We start from the raw sequence: 12,859 nt of genomic DNA, 5'->3' as shown, positions 1-12,859 counted from the left end.
TGTGCCGATCCAGACGGCCGTCATTCCGGGCGCAGCGAAGCGGAGACCCGGAATCCATCCTAGAGAACCGAGGGTGCCTTACGATGGATTCCGGATCGGCGCCGCTGTCGCGGCTTGTCCGGAATGACCCGCGTTGAGTCTGATCAAGACTGTCGCTTCCTCGCCACCTCCAGATCGCGCAGATCCTTGCGCCTGATCTTGCCCGTCGCGGTCATCGGCAGTTCGGTGACGAATTCGATCTCGCGAGGATACTGGTAGGCGGCCAGCCGCTCCTTCACGAAGGCCTGGATTTCGGCTGCCAGCGCTTCCGAAGGCTCGCTGCCGGGCTTGGGCAGCACGAAGGCCTTGACCACCTCCGTTCGAACCGGGTCGGGGCTGCCGACGACCGCGACCATCAGCACGGCGGGGTGGCGGATGATGCAGTCCTCGATGTCGCCCGGCCCGATGCGATAGGAGCCCGACGAGATGATGTCGTCGTCGCGACCCTGGAACCAGAAATAGCCGTCTTCGTCGCGCGCGCCGGTGTCGCCGGTGACGAGCCAGTCCCCGACGAATTTCGCCGCGGTCGCCTCCGGCTGGCGCCAGTATTCCAGCATCATGACGGGATCGGGCCTTGCGACCGCGATCAGGCCCTGCTCGCCCGGCGGCAATTCCTTGCCGTCGGGCGAGATCACTGCGACGCGATGGCCCGGCACGGCGCGGCCCATCGAGCCGGGCACCACGGGGAAGAGGCTCGCGCAGTTCGAGACGATCAGGTTCGCCTCGGTCTGGCCGTAAAACTCGTTGACCTCGAAGCCGAAGGTGTCGCGGCTCCAGGCCAGCATATCGGCGCCGAGCGTCTCGCCGCCGGTGCCGATCGAGCGCATGGCGTAGCCGAAGCGCCGGGGGTTCTGGACCTGCCGCATCAGCTTCAGCGCCGTCGGCGGCAGGAAGGCGTTGCGGACCCTGTGGCGGGCCATCAGGTCGAAGGCGGCCTCCGGATCGAATTTGCGGGCGCGCGCGGCCAAAACGGGCACGCCGAAATAGAGGCTCGGCAGCAGCACGTCGAGCAGGCCGCCGGCCCAGGCCCAGTCGGCCGGGGTCCAGAACAGGTCATCCGTCTGAGGGAAGAACTCCTGCGGCAGTTGCACGCCGGGCAGGTGGCCGAGCAGCACGCGATGGGCATGGAGCGCGCCCTTCGGCTTCCCGGTGGTGCCGGAGGTGTAGATGATCAGGGCCGGGTCTTCGGCCCGCGTGTCGGCCGGCGTGAAGTCGTCCGAGGCTTTCGCCATCTCGTTATGCAGATCGAGGTGGCCGGCTCCGCCGATGACGAAGATGCATTTGAGATCGGGCAAAGTGTCGCGGATCGCCTCGACCTTGCCGATGTTCTCCATGTCGGTAATCAGCGCGCTGGCGCCGCTGTGCTGGAGCCGATGTTCGAGCGCGTCGGGTCCGAACTGCGTGAACAGGGGCAAAGCGATGGCCCCCATCTTGTAGATCGCCATATGGGCCATGGCCGTCTCGGGCCGCTGCGGCAGCAGGATGCCGACGCGCTCGCCCGCGGCGATGCCGTGGCCGTGCAGCATGGTAGCGATGCGGTTCGAGCTGCGTTTCAGCGCATCGAAGCTGGTCGTGGCGACTCCTGTGTCAGGGTCGTCGTAGATCAGCGCCAGCCTGCCGCTGCCGTCGGCATGGCGGTCGCAGCAAGCGGTGCCGATGTTGAAGTGCTCGGGGATCCGCCAGGCGAAATGCTCGGCGGTTTCGGCATAGGTCGCACGGCGCTCCAGCATCAGTCCTGCTCCGGCCGGCGCTTCATCAGGAGCTTGAGATGGCCGGTCTGGACCTGCTCGCCACGCTGATTGAAGACGTCGAGTTGGAGCGTCACCACGCCGCGATCGGGTTTTCGGGAAGGCTTCTTGTCCACTGCCTTGACCACCGCATGAACCGTATCGCCGATCCTGACCGGGGCGGCGAAGGACCAGTGCAGGTCGAGCAAGCCCATGGTTGTGGCATCGATCAGATTCTGCTGCGATATCAGGCCGATCGCCATCGCCAGAGTCAGCGGACCATGGGCGATGCGCTCGCCGAATTGCGTGCCGGCGCAGTATTCGGCATCGACATGGAGCGGGTTGAAATCGCCCGACAGTCCGGAAAACAGCGTGATGTCGCCTTCGCCGACGGTGCGGCCGCGCGTGACGATGCTCTGTTCCGGATCGAAATCCTCGAAGTAAAGGCCCATCGTCTCCATCCCGTTTTCTGGTTGCCGCAATTAGGCGCGCGATCGGGCGCTGCTGACAATATCGTCGGCCGGCGTTTTTGCTCACGGCAGGTCTGCGGCAATGGCGAGACGGATGGCTCAGGGGCGGCGAGTAAGAAGGGGCTCGTTCCTGCCGGCAGGGCATAAGGATGACATTGGGCCTCCGTTCGCGTTATACTGTTCGTATAACGGCCAGAGGATTCTGCCATGAGCGAGACTGTAGCGTCGCCGGAAGGCGAACCCGTTTCCGATGTCGTGCAGCTTCGCAAGATCGGGAACTCGGTTGGATTCATCCTTCCCAAGGAATTGCTGGCGCGTCTCGATCTGACGGAGGGCGACAGGTTCACCGTCGTCCGGCAGCCGGACCGCGAGGTGAAGCTCGTGCCGCATGAGGATCTTCATGCACGCACGATGGCGATCGCTCGGGAAGCGATGAAGCAGTATGCTGGCGCTTTGCGTGAGCTGGCCAAGTGAGCGAGCCGACCTGGCTTCTGACGAAGGCCGTGATCGACATCCATACCGAGCAACTTGCGCAGTTTGGCGGGCCTGACGGGGTGCGCGATATCGGCTTGCTCGAATCGGCCCTGGCGCGACCGATCAACCGCCATGCCTATGGCGAAACCGATCTTGCGGCGCTGGCAGCGAGCTATGCTTTCGGTATCGCCCGCAATCATCCCTTCATCGACGGCAACAAGCGCGTTGCGCTTCTGGCCATGGTTACCTTCCTTGGTTTGAACGGCGTCGCGCTTGCTGTCACCAACGAGGCCATTGCCGCCGCCATCCTCGCGCTCGCGGCCGGCGAGGTCGACGAGGATGGGCTCACCCGCTGGATCCGCGACAACTGGCCCAAGGACTGAGCCTGCGTGACCACCCCCATCTGGATCGAGGCCGCGATCAACGGCCCTTGGGGCATAGAGCGCCAGCCGGGAATCCCGTTCACGATTCCCGATATCGTCGCGGACGGCATCGAGGCGGACGAGTGTGGCTGAGGTGAGGGCTGATCTGGCGGCGCGCGGGTGAGGCGATAGGCTGCACTGGCAACGACGCAAGTCCGGCCTACATGCTGTCGAAATCTCGGCCCTAAACCTGAGCGCCCCATGTCCGACCACGACGCCGAAGCCAATCGCTTTTCCGCCCGTGCGGCGCGCTATGCGCGTGTCGGGGCCAATGTCGGCGGGGTCGCGGCGCGGATCGCGGGGGCGCGACTGTTCGGCATCGAGGGGCGCAACGCCTCCAATGCCGAGGCGCTGGCCAAGGCGCTGGGGGGCCTGAAGGGCCCGATCATGAAGGTGGCGCAGCTCGTCGCCACCATCCCCGACGTGGTGCCGCCCGAATATGCCGAGGAGCTGCAGAAGCTGCAGTCGCAGGCGCCGCCGATGGGGGCTGCCTTTGTCAAGCGACGGATGATGGCCGAACTCGGGGCGAACTGGCGCGAGCGCTTCGGCGAGTTCGACCTGAAGCCGGCGGCTGCGGCCTCGCTCGGGCAGGTGCATCGCGCGACCACGACGGAGGGCGTCGCACTCGCCTGCAAGCTGCAATATCCGGATATGGAATCGGCCGTCGAGGCCGACATCTCGCAGCTCGAAATCCTGTTTGCGCTGCACCGGCGCATGGACCCGGTGATCGACACCAGCGAGATCGCCAAAGAGATCGGCGCGCGGGTGCGCGAGGAGCTGGATTACGTCCGCGAGGCGAAGCATGTCGCGCTGTATCAGGATATCCTGAGAGACACGCCTGAGGTACGCGTACCGGCGCTGGAGGCGTCGCTGTCGACCAGGCGCCTGCTGACCATGCACTGGCTCGAGGGCGACCGCATCCTCGACCACAAGCAGGATGCGCAGGAGACCCGCGACCGCATCTCGACGGCGATGTTCAAGGCCTGGTGGCGGCCCTTCAGCCATCACGGCGTGATCCATGGCGACCCGCATCTGGGCAACTACACGGTGTTCTCGGAGGACGGCGCGCCGCAGGGCATCAACCTGCTAGATTATGGCTGCATCCGGATCTTCCCGCCGAGCTTCGTCGGCGGCGTGGTCGATCTCTATCGTGGCATTCTGGAGGGCGACGAGGCGCGCGTCGTCCATGCCTACGAGACCTGGGGCTTCAAGGGCCTGACCAGGGAGCTGGTCGATACGCTGAACATCTGGGCCAAGTTCATCTACGGGCCGCTGCTGGAGGACCGTGTCAGGCGTATCGCCGAAGGGGTCAGCCCGGCGGAATACGGCCGCAGGCAGGCCTTCGAGGTGCACCAGGCCCTGAAGAAACGTGGGCCCGTCAAGGTGCCGCGCGAGTTCGTCTTCATGGACCGGGCCGCGATCGGATTAGGGGGCGTCTTCCTGCATCTGGATGCCGAGCTGAACTTCCACCGGTTGTTCGAAACCGAGATCGAGCACTTCGAAACTGCGGCCGTGGCGAGCCGGCAGCAGGCCCTGCTGGAGAAGAATGGTCTGTCGCGGCCGGAATAAACGGAAGAATTTTGCCGCCTAGGCCGATTTACAGGCAGGGCGGCGTGACATAGCGTCCCCGCGGCTCGCGTTGCGGCAGTTGCCGGTCGCGGGCGGTCTTCCACTCCGTTGCCGACCCGCCAAGGGTGCGCTACAGGGCATGAGACCCAAACGTATCCAGGATATTCTTCATGGCCGACCACGGACACCACGCCGGCGACATTCCGCAGATGGACTACGCCGAGCACGAGCGCACCTATCAGGGCTTCATCCACTTCGCCGAAGTCGGCACCGTGGCCTGCCTTGCTATCGTCGCGGTGCTCGCGGTCGGCGGCACCAAGCACGCCTGGGGCGTGGCGCTCATCGGTACGCTGTTGACCCTGATCACGGCCGGCGTCGGGCTTGCGTCGAAGTCGATCGGCTGGAAAGCTCCGGCGGTTCCGTTCGTCTTGATGATGCTCGCTCTCGTCCTGCTCTGAAGCCTTCGTCTCCACGTCCAGCCTGAGAGGCCCCGCCCCGCCATGCGCATAGCCGTGCCAGCCGAAACGCAAGGGGCGGAGACCCGCGTCGCCGCGACGCCGGAAACCGTCCGCAAGTTCATCGGCCTCGGGGCCGAGGTCGTCGTCGAGACGGGGGCAGGCGTTGCCTCCGGCATCAACGACGCGGATTACGAGGCCGCCGGTGCCACGATCGCGAAAAGCGCGACTGAGGCGCTGGCCGGCGCCGCCATCGTCCTGAAGGTCCGCCGCCCCGGTGAGAGCGAGATCGCCGGCCTGCCGGCGGGCGCGCTCGTGTTCGGCATCATGGATCCCTATGGCAGCGAGCCGGCGGTGGCCGCGCTGGCCAAGGCCAATGTCGCGGCTTTCGCGATGGAGTTCATGCCGCGGATCACTCGCGCCCAGGTGATGGACGTGCTGTCTTCGCAGGCCAATCTCGCGGGCTATCGCGCCGTGATCGACGGTGCAGCCGAATATGGTCGCGCCCTGCCGATGATGATGACCGCGGCGGGCACGGTGCCGGCTGCGCGCATCTTCATCATGGGCGTCGGCGTCGCCGGCCTGCAGGCCATCGCGACCGCGCGCCGCAACGGCGCGATCGTGACCGCGACCGATGTGCGCCCCGCCACCAAGGAGCAGGTCGAATCGCTGGGCGCGAAGTTCCTCGCCGTCGAGGACGACGAGTTCAAGCAGGCGCAGACATCGGGCGGCTACGCCAAGGAAATGTCGAAAGAGTATCAGGCGAAGCAGGCGGAACTGACGGCCAGCCACATCGCCAAGCAGGACATCGTCATCACCACCGCGCTGATCCCCGGTCGTCCGGCTCCGAAGCTGATCTCGGCTGCGATGGTCGAGAGCATGAAGGCGGGCTCGGTGATCGTCGATCTCGCGGTCGAGCGTGGCGGCAATTGCGAACTCGCCAAGCCGGGTGAGGTCTTCGTGACGCCCAACGGCGTCAAGATCGTCGGCCATCTCAACGTGCCCGGCCGCCTGCCGGCGACCTCGTCGCAGCTCTACGCCAAGAACCTGTTCGCCTTCGTCGAGACGCTGATCGACAAGGCCGAAAAGAAGCTCGCGGTGAACTGGGACGACGAACTGGTGAAGGCGACCGCCCTGACCAAAGACGGCGCGGTGGTCCATCCGAATTTCGTGCCCAAGCCCGCACCTGTCGAATCCGCGCCTGCCGTCGAGGGGAGCGTTTAACATGGCCAATCCGACACCCGAACTGGCGGTGGAACAGGCCCGCTCCGCCGCGGCGCTCGCCAGGCAGGCGGCCGAACTCGCCGAGAAATACGCCGAGCAGGCTGCCCATGCGGCAGGAGCCGCGACCGGCGTCGATCCGACGGTCTTCCGGCTCGCGATCTTCGTGCTCGCCGTCTTCGTCGGCTATTACGTCGTCTGGTCCGTGACGCCGGCGCTGCACACGCCGCTGATGTCGGTCACCAATGCGATCTCCTCGGTCATCGTCGTCGGCGCGCTCCTGGCGGTCGGCGTCCAGGCGGCGCCCGCACTCGGCGACGGACCGATCTGGGCGAAAATCTTCGGTTTCGTGGCGCTCGTGCTCGCCTCGGTCAACATCTTCGGCGGCTTTCTCGTCACCGAGCGGATGCTGTCCATGTACAAGAAGAAGGGCTGAGCGCCGATGGCCGCCAATCTCTCCGCCCTGCTGTACGTCGTCTCCGGCGTCCTGTTCATCATGGCCCTGCGCGGGCTGTCGCATCCGACGACGTCGCGCCAGGGCAATTTCTACGGCATGGTGGGCATGGGCATCGCCATCGCCACCACCATCGTGTTCTTCCCGCCGGCCGGTTTCTCGGGCTGGCTGCTGGTCGTGGCGGGCATCGCCATCGGCGGCGGCATCGGCGCGTTCATGGCCAAGCGCGTGCAGATGACGCAGATGCCGCAGCTCGTGGCATTCTTCCATTCTCTGGTGGGTCTCGCGGCCGTGCTGGTGGCAGCGGCTGCGCTTTATGCGCCCGAGGCGTTCGGCATTGGGCTGGTCGGCCATATCAAGGGCGCGAGCCTGTTCGAGATGGGGCTGGGCGTCGCCATCGGCGCGATCACCTTCACCGGCTCTATCATCGCCTTCCTCAAGCTCGACGGGCGGATGAGCGGCAAGCCGATCATGCTGCCGCAGCGCCATGGCATCAATATCGGGCTCGGCGTCGCGCTGGTCGTGCTGCTGCTGCTGTTCATCAAGACAGAGAGCCATGTCGTCTTCTGGCTGATCGTGCTGGTCTCGTTCGCGCTCGGCGTGCTGCTGATCGTTCCGATCGGGGGCGCCGACATGCCCGTCGTCGTCTCGATGCTGAACTCGTATTCGGGCTGGGCTGCGGCTGGCATCGGCTTCACGCTCGGCAACATGGCGCTGATCATCACCGGCGCGCTGGTGGGTTCCTCGGGCGCCATCCTGTCCTACATCATGTGCAAGGCGATGAACCGGAGCTTCATCTCCGTCATCCTCGGCGGCTTCGGCGGCGATACCGCCGCTGCGGCGGATGGCGCGGTCGAGGCGCGGCCTGTCAAGCAGGGCTCGGCCGATGATGCCGCCTACATCATGAAGAATGCCGGCAAGGTCATCATCGTGCCCGGATACGGCATGGCGGTGGCGCAGGCGCAGCACACGCTGCGCGAGATGGCCGACCTGCTCAAGAAGGAAGGCGTCGAGGTCAAATACGCCATTCATCCGGTGGCTGGCCGCATGCCCGGCCACATGAACGTGCTGCTGGCGGAAGCCAACGTGCCCTATGACGAGGTCTTCGAGCTCGAGGACATCAATTCGGAATTCGGCCAGGCCGACGTCGCCTTCGTCATCGGCGCCAACGACGTCACCAACCCGGCCGCCAAGACCGACAAGGCCTCGCCGATCTACGGCATGCCGATCCTGGACGTCGAGAAGGCCAAGACCGTGCTGTTCATCAAGCGCGGCATGGCGGCCGGTTATGCCGGCGTCGAGAACGAGCTGTTCTTCCGGCCCAACACGATGATGCTGTTCGGAGACGCCAAGAAGGTCACCGACGACATCGTCAAGGCCATGGCGCACTGAGCGCCCGCTGTCGTCATTCCCCTGTCGCTAAAGACCGGCTTCGTGCCGGTCTTTTTCGTTTGGAGCTAATTTCGTGACACTGTCGATCCGCTGCATGCAGGCAAACGATCGCGAGGCCGTCATTGGCCTGCTGCTCGAACTCACGGCGCATGAAGCGGCGCTGAGCTATGACCGTACCACCGGGCTCGATACGGCGGCGGCCTGTCTGGACGATGATGCCGATAAGGCGAGCGAGACTGGCGGGGCGCAGTTCGTTGCCGATATCGAGGGCCGCGTTGTTGGTTATCTGGCCTTGCAGCTTGGCCGAGCCGGTCCCTACGTCCAGGAACACTGGCGTGATCATGTTCATATCGAGAATATCGTCGTCGCGAGCGGCCATCGGAAGGCCGGGATCGGCCAGGCGCTGCTGGCCGAGGCAGAGCGCTTCGCCCGCGCCGCTGGCCGCAAGGTTCTTCTGCTTGGCGTGCTTCCGCGCAACGACATCGCACTCGCCGCCTATCGCCGCGCCGGCTTCGGAGAGCTTTCCATCGAAATGGTCAAGGTTCTCGATTGAGCGTCGCGTCTTCGCCATTCTGACGCGCGAGGGTCAGCCATGAAATGGATCGGCCGTCTGCTCTTTTCCGCTATAGCGGTCTATGCTGCAATGCTCGGCCTGCTCTTCGTCAAGCAGCGCGAACTGATGTATCCGCGCAATCCCGTCCGTGCCGAGACGGCCGGGGTCGATCTGCCGGCGCTGGAGGAGACCACGCTGACGGCGGCTGATGGTGAGCGGCTGATCGCCTGGATCGTGCCACCGCGCGCCGGCAGGCCGGTGCTGCTGTTCTTCCATGGCAATGCCGGCAATTTCGCGAGACCTGTCCAGCAGGCGCGCTTCAAGGCGCTGACGGAGGACGGCACGGGGCTGTTCGCGGTGAATTATCGCGGCTATGGCGGCTCGACTGGAACGCCGACCGAGGCCGGCCTGCATCTCGACGCGCGCGCCGCTTATGGCGCAGCCGTGGCGCGCTTCGGCGCGTCAACTCTGATCGGCTATGGCGAATCGCTCGGCACCGGCGTCGTGCTGAAGCTCGCGTCCGAAGTCCCGCTCGTAGCTGTCGTGCTCGAAGCCCCCTATCTTTCGACCGTCGCCGTCGCGCAAGGCGTCTATCCTTTCGTGCCGATCTCGTTCCTGATGCAGGATCAGTTCCGCTCGGATGCGGTGATCAGCCAGGTACGGACGCCGCTGCTGGTGCTGCATGGCGAGCGCGACCGCGTCATTTCGTTCGCGCAGGGGCAGGCGCTTTACGGTCTGGCGAACCCGCCCAAGCGCTTCGTCCGTTTTCCGTCAGGCGATCACGAGAACCTGCCGTCGCACGGTTCGGTTCCCGAGATCAGGCGCTTCCTCGCGCAGGTCGCGGATGGAACGCTGCAGGGCTCGGACGCCGTGACGATCGGCCCCTGAGTGCGGACCGGCTCAGCTGCGGAAGAGGCCGCCGCCGCCGAGACGGCCCTGGCCGGCGCGGGCGGTGGCGTTGCTGCTGTCGATGCTAAGCGCGCGCTGGTAGTTCTCCATCGCCTCGTTCTTCTTGCCGAGCTTTTCGCTCGCCAGGCCGCGCCCGGCCCAAGCCTCGGCGTTGCGGTTGTCGACGTTGAGCGAGGCGGTGAAGTCCTCGATGGCAGCGTCGAACTTGCCGACGGCGATCAGGCTCTGGCCGCGCGCGGTGTAAGGGGGGGCGGTGTAAGGATTGCGGTCGATCACCGAGTCGAAATCGGAGATCGCGTAGCGATGCTGGCCTTCCTTCTGGTAGACCAGCCCGCGCGCATGGAAGGCCTCGGCCGATTCCGGGTTGAGGCGGATCGCGGTGTTGAGGTCGGCCAAAGCCTGCTGGCTGTTGTTCTGGGCGCGCAGCAGGTTGGCGCGGCCGACATAGGCCGGTGCGTAGTTCGGATTGGCCGTGGTCGCGCGGTTGAAGTCTGCGAGCGCGGCATCGTTGCGGCCACTCTGGCGCAGGGCGAGCGCGCGGTTGGTATAGGCCGAGGCGAGATTGGGATCGATCTGCACCGCCTTGGTGAAATCGGCGATGGCATCGGAGAAGCGGCCGACGCGGGCATAAGCGGCGCCGCGCGTGTTGTAGGCGTTCGGGTCGTTGGGATTGCGCGAGATCACCTCGCTCAACGAGCCGATATTGACGCTGGCGTCGGCTGCCGAGTTCATGTCGATCTCGGCTACGCCCTGCTGCGAGGCTGCGCCGGGGACCGTATCGCAGCCCGCGAGAAGGAGCGCCGCGCTCGCCGCCGCGATCAGGCTCGTGCTCCGGATCAGGGTCTTGCCGCGGTTCAGGGTGCCGCGATTGATGCTCTGGATCATGCGTCGTGGTTCCGTGCCTTGACTGTCGCGCGACTCCGTGGCCGTCGCGACGTGATTGCGCTCCCCCGACCGAAAGCGTCTCCGCTGAGAACGCCTGTATCCTGCCAACACTTGGTTAATGGCGCTGAAAAAGCAACAGCGCCCGGAGGGGGCTCCAGGCGCAGTCGGTCTTATCGTCGATTCGCGGAGCCCAAGGGGCTTCCGCGTGTAATCAGGGGCGCTTGGGCTTGGCGACGGGCGCCGGCAGCAGGCCTTCGCGCTGCAGCTTCTTGCGCTGCAGCTTGCGGGCGCGGCGCACGGCCTCGGCCTGCTCGCGAGCCCGCTTCTCGGAGGGCTTCTCGTAATGGCCCCGAAGCTTCATCTCGCGGAAAACGCCCTCGCGCTGGAGCTTCTTCTTGAGAGCGCGGAGAGCCTGATCGACATTGTTGTCGCGAACGAGAACCTGCACGTGAGTGTCCGTCTTTAGCGGGTTGGTCGAAAAAATCGGTCAGCGACACTGCGACGCAGATCGCTCGAAGGATCGTGCGGATAACAGAAATTGTTTTGGCTGTCCACGCCGGAAAGCGTGGAAAATCGCTGAAAACAACGTGCCCGCCAAAGTTCGCCCACAGCCTCAGCCCTGCTCGGGCCAAACTCGCGTGACATGGCCCATCTTGCGGCCGGGCCGGGCCTCGCGCTTGCCGTAGAGATGCAGGTGGGCGCCGGGTTCTGCCAGCAGCTCGCGCCAGCGCAGGGCCGCATCGCCGATCAGGTTTTCCATCTCGACACGACCGCGCCGCTCGGGCGAGCCGAGCGGAAAGCCGCAAACGGCGCGGACGTGCTGATGGAATTGCGAGGTCTGCGCGCCTTCGCTGGTCCAGTGTCCCGAGTTGTGGACGCGCGGGGCGATTTCGTTGACGACGATGCGCTCGCTGTCGCCCTCGCCGACCACGAACAGTTCGACTGCGAAGACGCCGACATAGCCGAGTGCCGCGCCAATCTGCCGCGCTGCCTCGATGGCGGCCCCGCTTGCTGCCGGCGAGACGCGGGCCGGGACACGCGTGAAGGCCAGGATATGGTCGCGGTGCTCGTTCTCGCACAGATCGAAGGCGGCAAAGGCGCCGTCCTTTCCGCGTGCGGCGACGACCGAGACCTCGCGCGAAAACGGCACGAAGCCTTCCAGGATCGCCGGAGAACGGCCGATCTCCTCATAGGCCCGCGCGATGTCGCTGTCCGGCGCGAGCTTGACCTGGCCCTTGCCGTCATAGCCGAAGCGGCGCGTCTTCAGGACCGAGGGTCGGCCGAGTTCGGCCACGGCAACTTCGAGATCTGCAAGCGAATCAACGGCGCGGAATGGCGCGACCTCCAGGCCCAGACCGGCGATGAAGGTCTTTTCGCTGAACCGGTCCTGCGTCACCGCCAAAGCGCGGGCGCCCGGGCGCAATGTCGTGCGCGCGGCGAGGAAGGCCGCGGTCGAGGCCGGAACGTTCTCGAATTCGTAGGTTACGACATCGACGGCATCGGCGAAACCGGCGAGCGCAGCTTCGTCGTCGTAATCGGCGATGGTCTGTGCGGCGGAGACGTCGAAGGCGGGGCTTTCAGGGTCGGGGCAGAAGATATGGACGCGAACGCCGAGATCGGCGGCGGCCAGCGCCAGCATTCGGGCAAGCTGCCCGCCGCCCAGGATGCCGAGTATCGCGCCGGGGCTCAAGCCGGGGAAGTCGTCCGCGCTCATGCCTCGTCCCTGCTGGGCCGATCCGCGATCGCGGCACTCTGGCGGGCGCGCCAGGCATCGAGGCGCCAGGCCAGCGCCTCGTCGCCGAGCGCCAGCACGGCGGCTGCCAGGAGCGCGGCATTGACCGCACCGGCTTTGCCGATGGCAAGCGTGCCGACCGGAATGCCGGCCGGCATCTGAACGATCGAGAGCAGGCTGTCCTGGCCAGACAGGGCCTTGGATTCGACCGGGACACCGAAGACGGGCAGGGGGGTCAGCGAGGCGGTCATGCCCGGCAGATGGGCCGCGCCGCCCGCGCCGGCAATCACCACCTTGAAGCCGTCCGCTTTGGCGCCCTTGGCGAAAGCGACCATGCGATCGGGCGTGCGGTGCGCCGAGACGATGCGCGCGTCATAGGCGATTTCGAGAGCGTCGAGCGTCTCGGCGGCATGGCGCATCGTCGCCCAGTCGGACTGGCTGCCCATGATGATGGCGACGGGCGGGGGAGAGGTGGCCATAAGACGGATCGCTTCCGCGGCTCGGGAGAGGAAGCGCGCGATCTAGACCGCGCAACGCTGCGGAAGCAAGCGGGCAAT

The 12,859-nt window shown here is 65.9% G+C and carries 16 protein-coding genes; 10 read left to right on the top strand and 6 right to left on the bottom strand.

Annotated features, from left to right (window positions below; translation table 11 throughout):
• Nucleotides 1–143: 143 nt before the first annotated feature.
• A complete protein-coding gene (locus tag AXW83_RS14070; RefSeq protein WP_066614494.1) occupies nt 144–1,769 on the bottom strand; it encodes an acyl-CoA synthetase in 1,626 nt (541 codons plus the stop codon).
• Nucleotides 1,769–2,218, bottom strand: a complete 450-nt coding sequence (locus AXW83_RS14065; RefSeq protein ID WP_168166097.1) for a MaoC/PaaZ C-terminal domain-containing protein — start codon at nt 2,216–2,218, stop codon at nt 1,769–1,771. The genes AXW83_RS14070 and AXW83_RS14065 overlap by 1 nt, the downstream gene beginning before the upstream one ends.
• A gap of 225 nt (nt 2,219–2,443) precedes the next feature.
• Between AXW83_RS14065 and AXW83_RS14060 the strand changes: the two genes are divergently transcribed.
• The 10 genes from AXW83_RS14060 to AXW83_RS14020 all read left to right on the top strand — a co-directional run bounded on the left by AXW83_RS14060 (nt 2,444) and on the right by AXW83_RS14020 (nt 9,664).
• Nucleotides 2,444–2,710, top strand: a complete 267-nt coding sequence (locus AXW83_RS14060; RefSeq protein WP_066614490.1) for an AbrB/MazE/SpoVT family DNA-binding domain-containing protein — start codon at nt 2,444–2,446, stop codon at nt 2,708–2,710.
• On the top strand, nt 2,707–3,093 hold the full coding sequence (locus AXW83_RS14055; RefSeq protein WP_066614488.1) for a type II toxin-antitoxin system death-on-curing family toxin: 387 nt from the start codon (nt 2,707–2,709) through the stop codon (nt 3,091–3,093). The genes AXW83_RS14060 and AXW83_RS14055 overlap by 4 nt, the downstream gene beginning before the upstream one ends.
• Nucleotides 3,094–3,099: 6 nt before the next feature.
• Nucleotides 3,100–3,225 carry a hypothetical protein gene (locus AXW83_RS28050; protein ID WP_257722102.1) on the top strand — a complete coding sequence of 42 codons (126 nt, stop codon included), beginning with the start codon at nt 3,100–3,102 and terminating at the stop codon, nt 3,223–3,225.
• A 108-nt stretch (nt 3,226–3,333) separates the two neighbouring features.
• On the top strand, nt 3,334–4,701 hold the full coding sequence (locus AXW83_RS14050) for an ABC1 kinase family protein (protein WP_066614486.1): 1,368 nt from the start codon (nt 3,334–3,336) through the stop codon (nt 4,699–4,701).
• A gap of 170 nt (nt 4,702–4,871) precedes the next feature.
• Nucleotides 4,872–5,159: an aa3-type cytochrome c oxidase subunit IV gene (locus AXW83_RS14045; RefSeq protein ID WP_066614485.1), complete on the top strand. Its 288-nt coding sequence runs from the start codon at nt 4,872–4,874 to the stop codon at nt 5,157–5,159.
• Between the two features lie 42 nt (nt 5,160–5,201).
• Nucleotides 5,202–6,380: a Re/Si-specific NAD(P)(+) transhydrogenase subunit alpha gene (locus tag AXW83_RS14040; protein WP_066614484.1), complete on the top strand. Its 1,179-nt coding sequence runs from the start codon at nt 5,202–5,204 to the stop codon at nt 6,378–6,380.
• Between the two features lies 1 nt (nt 6,381).
• A complete protein-coding gene (locus tag AXW83_RS14035) occupies nt 6,382–6,813 on the top strand; it encodes an NAD(P) transhydrogenase subunit alpha part 2 (protein ID WP_066614482.1) in 432 nt (143 codons plus the stop codon).
• 6 nt (nt 6,814–6,819) lie between these two features.
• Complete coding sequence (locus AXW83_RS14030; RefSeq protein WP_066614479.1) at nt 6,820–8,223, top strand: NAD(P)(+) transhydrogenase (Re/Si-specific) subunit beta; 1,404 nt, start codon at nt 6,820–6,822, stop codon at nt 8,221–8,223.
• Nucleotides 8,224–8,296: 73 nt separating this feature from the next.
• Entirely contained in the window at nt 8,297–8,776 is a 480-nt protein-coding gene (locus AXW83_RS14025; protein ID WP_156640051.1) for a GNAT family N-acetyltransferase, read from the top strand.
• A gap of 39 nt (nt 8,777–8,815) precedes the next feature.
• Entirely contained in the window at nt 8,816–9,664 is an 849-nt protein-coding gene (locus AXW83_RS14020; RefSeq protein WP_066614475.1) for an alpha/beta hydrolase, read from the top strand.
• Between the two features lie 12 nt (nt 9,665–9,676).
• On the opposite strand, the gene AXW83_RS14015 is transcribed toward AXW83_RS14020, so the two are convergent.
• The 4 genes from AXW83_RS14015 to purE all read right to left on the bottom strand — a co-directional run bounded on the left by AXW83_RS14015 (nt 9,677) and on the right by purE (nt 12,781).
• Nucleotides 9,677–10,570: a tetratricopeptide repeat protein gene (locus AXW83_RS14015; RefSeq protein WP_082767125.1), complete on the bottom strand. Its 894-nt coding sequence runs from the start codon at nt 10,568–10,570 to the stop codon at nt 9,677–9,679.
• 211 nt (nt 10,571–10,781) lie between these two features.
• Entirely contained in the window at nt 10,782–11,018 is a 237-nt protein-coding gene (gene rpsU, locus AXW83_RS14010) for a 30S ribosomal protein S21 (protein ID WP_066614474.1), read from the bottom strand.
• Between the two features lie 165 nt (nt 11,019–11,183).
• Complete coding sequence (locus AXW83_RS14005; RefSeq protein ID WP_066614473.1) at nt 11,184–12,284, bottom strand: 5-(carboxyamino)imidazole ribonucleotide synthase; 1,101 nt, start codon at nt 12,282–12,284, stop codon at nt 11,184–11,186.
• Entirely contained in the window at nt 12,281–12,781 is a 501-nt protein-coding gene (gene purE, locus AXW83_RS14000; protein ID WP_066614472.1) for a 5-(carboxyamino)imidazole ribonucleotide mutase, read from the bottom strand. Before purE ends, AXW83_RS14005 begins: the two co-directional genes overlap by 4 nt.
• Nucleotides 12,782–12,859: the final 78 nt, after the last annotated feature.

Origin of the sequence: Bosea sp. PAMC 26642 (assembly GCF_001562255.1) — a bacterium.
GTDB lineage: Bacteria > Pseudomonadota > Alphaproteobacteria > Rhizobiales > Beijerinckiaceae > Allobosea.
The sequence above is the reverse complement of the archived record's forward strand: the minus strand, read 5'-3'. Positions and strand labels throughout refer to the sequence as shown.

Excerpts from the sequence above, each read along its gene's own strand:
- AXW83_RS14045 (WP_066614485.1), top strand. The coding sequence starts at position 4,872 with ATGGCCGACCACGGACACCACGCCGGCGACATTCCGCAGATGGACTAC.
- AXW83_RS14065 (WP_168166097.1), bottom strand. The coding sequence starts at position 2,218 with ATGGGCCTTTACTTCGAGGATTTCGATCCGGAACAGAGCATCGTCACG.
- AXW83_RS14070 (WP_066614494.1), bottom strand. The coding sequence starts at position 1,769 with ATGCTGGAGCGCCGTGCGACCTATGCCGAAACCGCCGAGCATTTCGCC.
- AXW83_RS14015 (WP_082767125.1), bottom strand. The coding sequence starts at position 10,570 with ATGATCCAGAGCATCAATCGCGGCACCCTGAACCGCGGCAAGACCCTG.
- AXW83_RS14030 (WP_066614479.1), top strand. The coding sequence starts at position 6,820 with ATGGCCGCCAATCTCTCCGCCCTGCTGTACGTCGTCTCCGGCGTCCTG.
- AXW83_RS14020 (WP_066614475.1), top strand. The coding sequence starts at position 8,816 with ATGAAATGGATCGGCCGTCTGCTCTTTTCCGCTATAGCGGTCTATGCT.
- AXW83_RS14050 (WP_066614486.1), top strand. The coding sequence starts at position 3,334 with ATGTCCGACCACGACGCCGAAGCCAATCGCTTTTCCGCCCGTGCGGCG.
- AXW83_RS14035 (WP_066614482.1), top strand. The coding sequence starts at position 6,382 with ATGGCCAATCCGACACCCGAACTGGCGGTGGAACAGGCCCGCTCCGCC.
- AXW83_RS14040 (WP_066614484.1), top strand. The coding sequence starts at position 5,202 with ATGCGCATAGCCGTGCCAGCCGAAACGCAAGGGGCGGAGACCCGCGTC.
- AXW83_RS14005 (WP_066614473.1), bottom strand. The coding sequence starts at position 12,284 with ATGAGCGCGGACGACTTCCCCGGCTTGAGCCCCGGCGCGATACTCGGC.
- AXW83_RS14060 (WP_066614490.1), top strand. The coding sequence starts at position 2,444 with ATGAGCGAGACTGTAGCGTCGCCGGAAGGCGAACCCGTTTCCGATGTC.
- purE (WP_066614472.1), bottom strand. The coding sequence starts at position 12,781 with ATGGCCACCTCTCCCCCGCCCGTCGCCATCATCATGGGCAGCCAGTCC.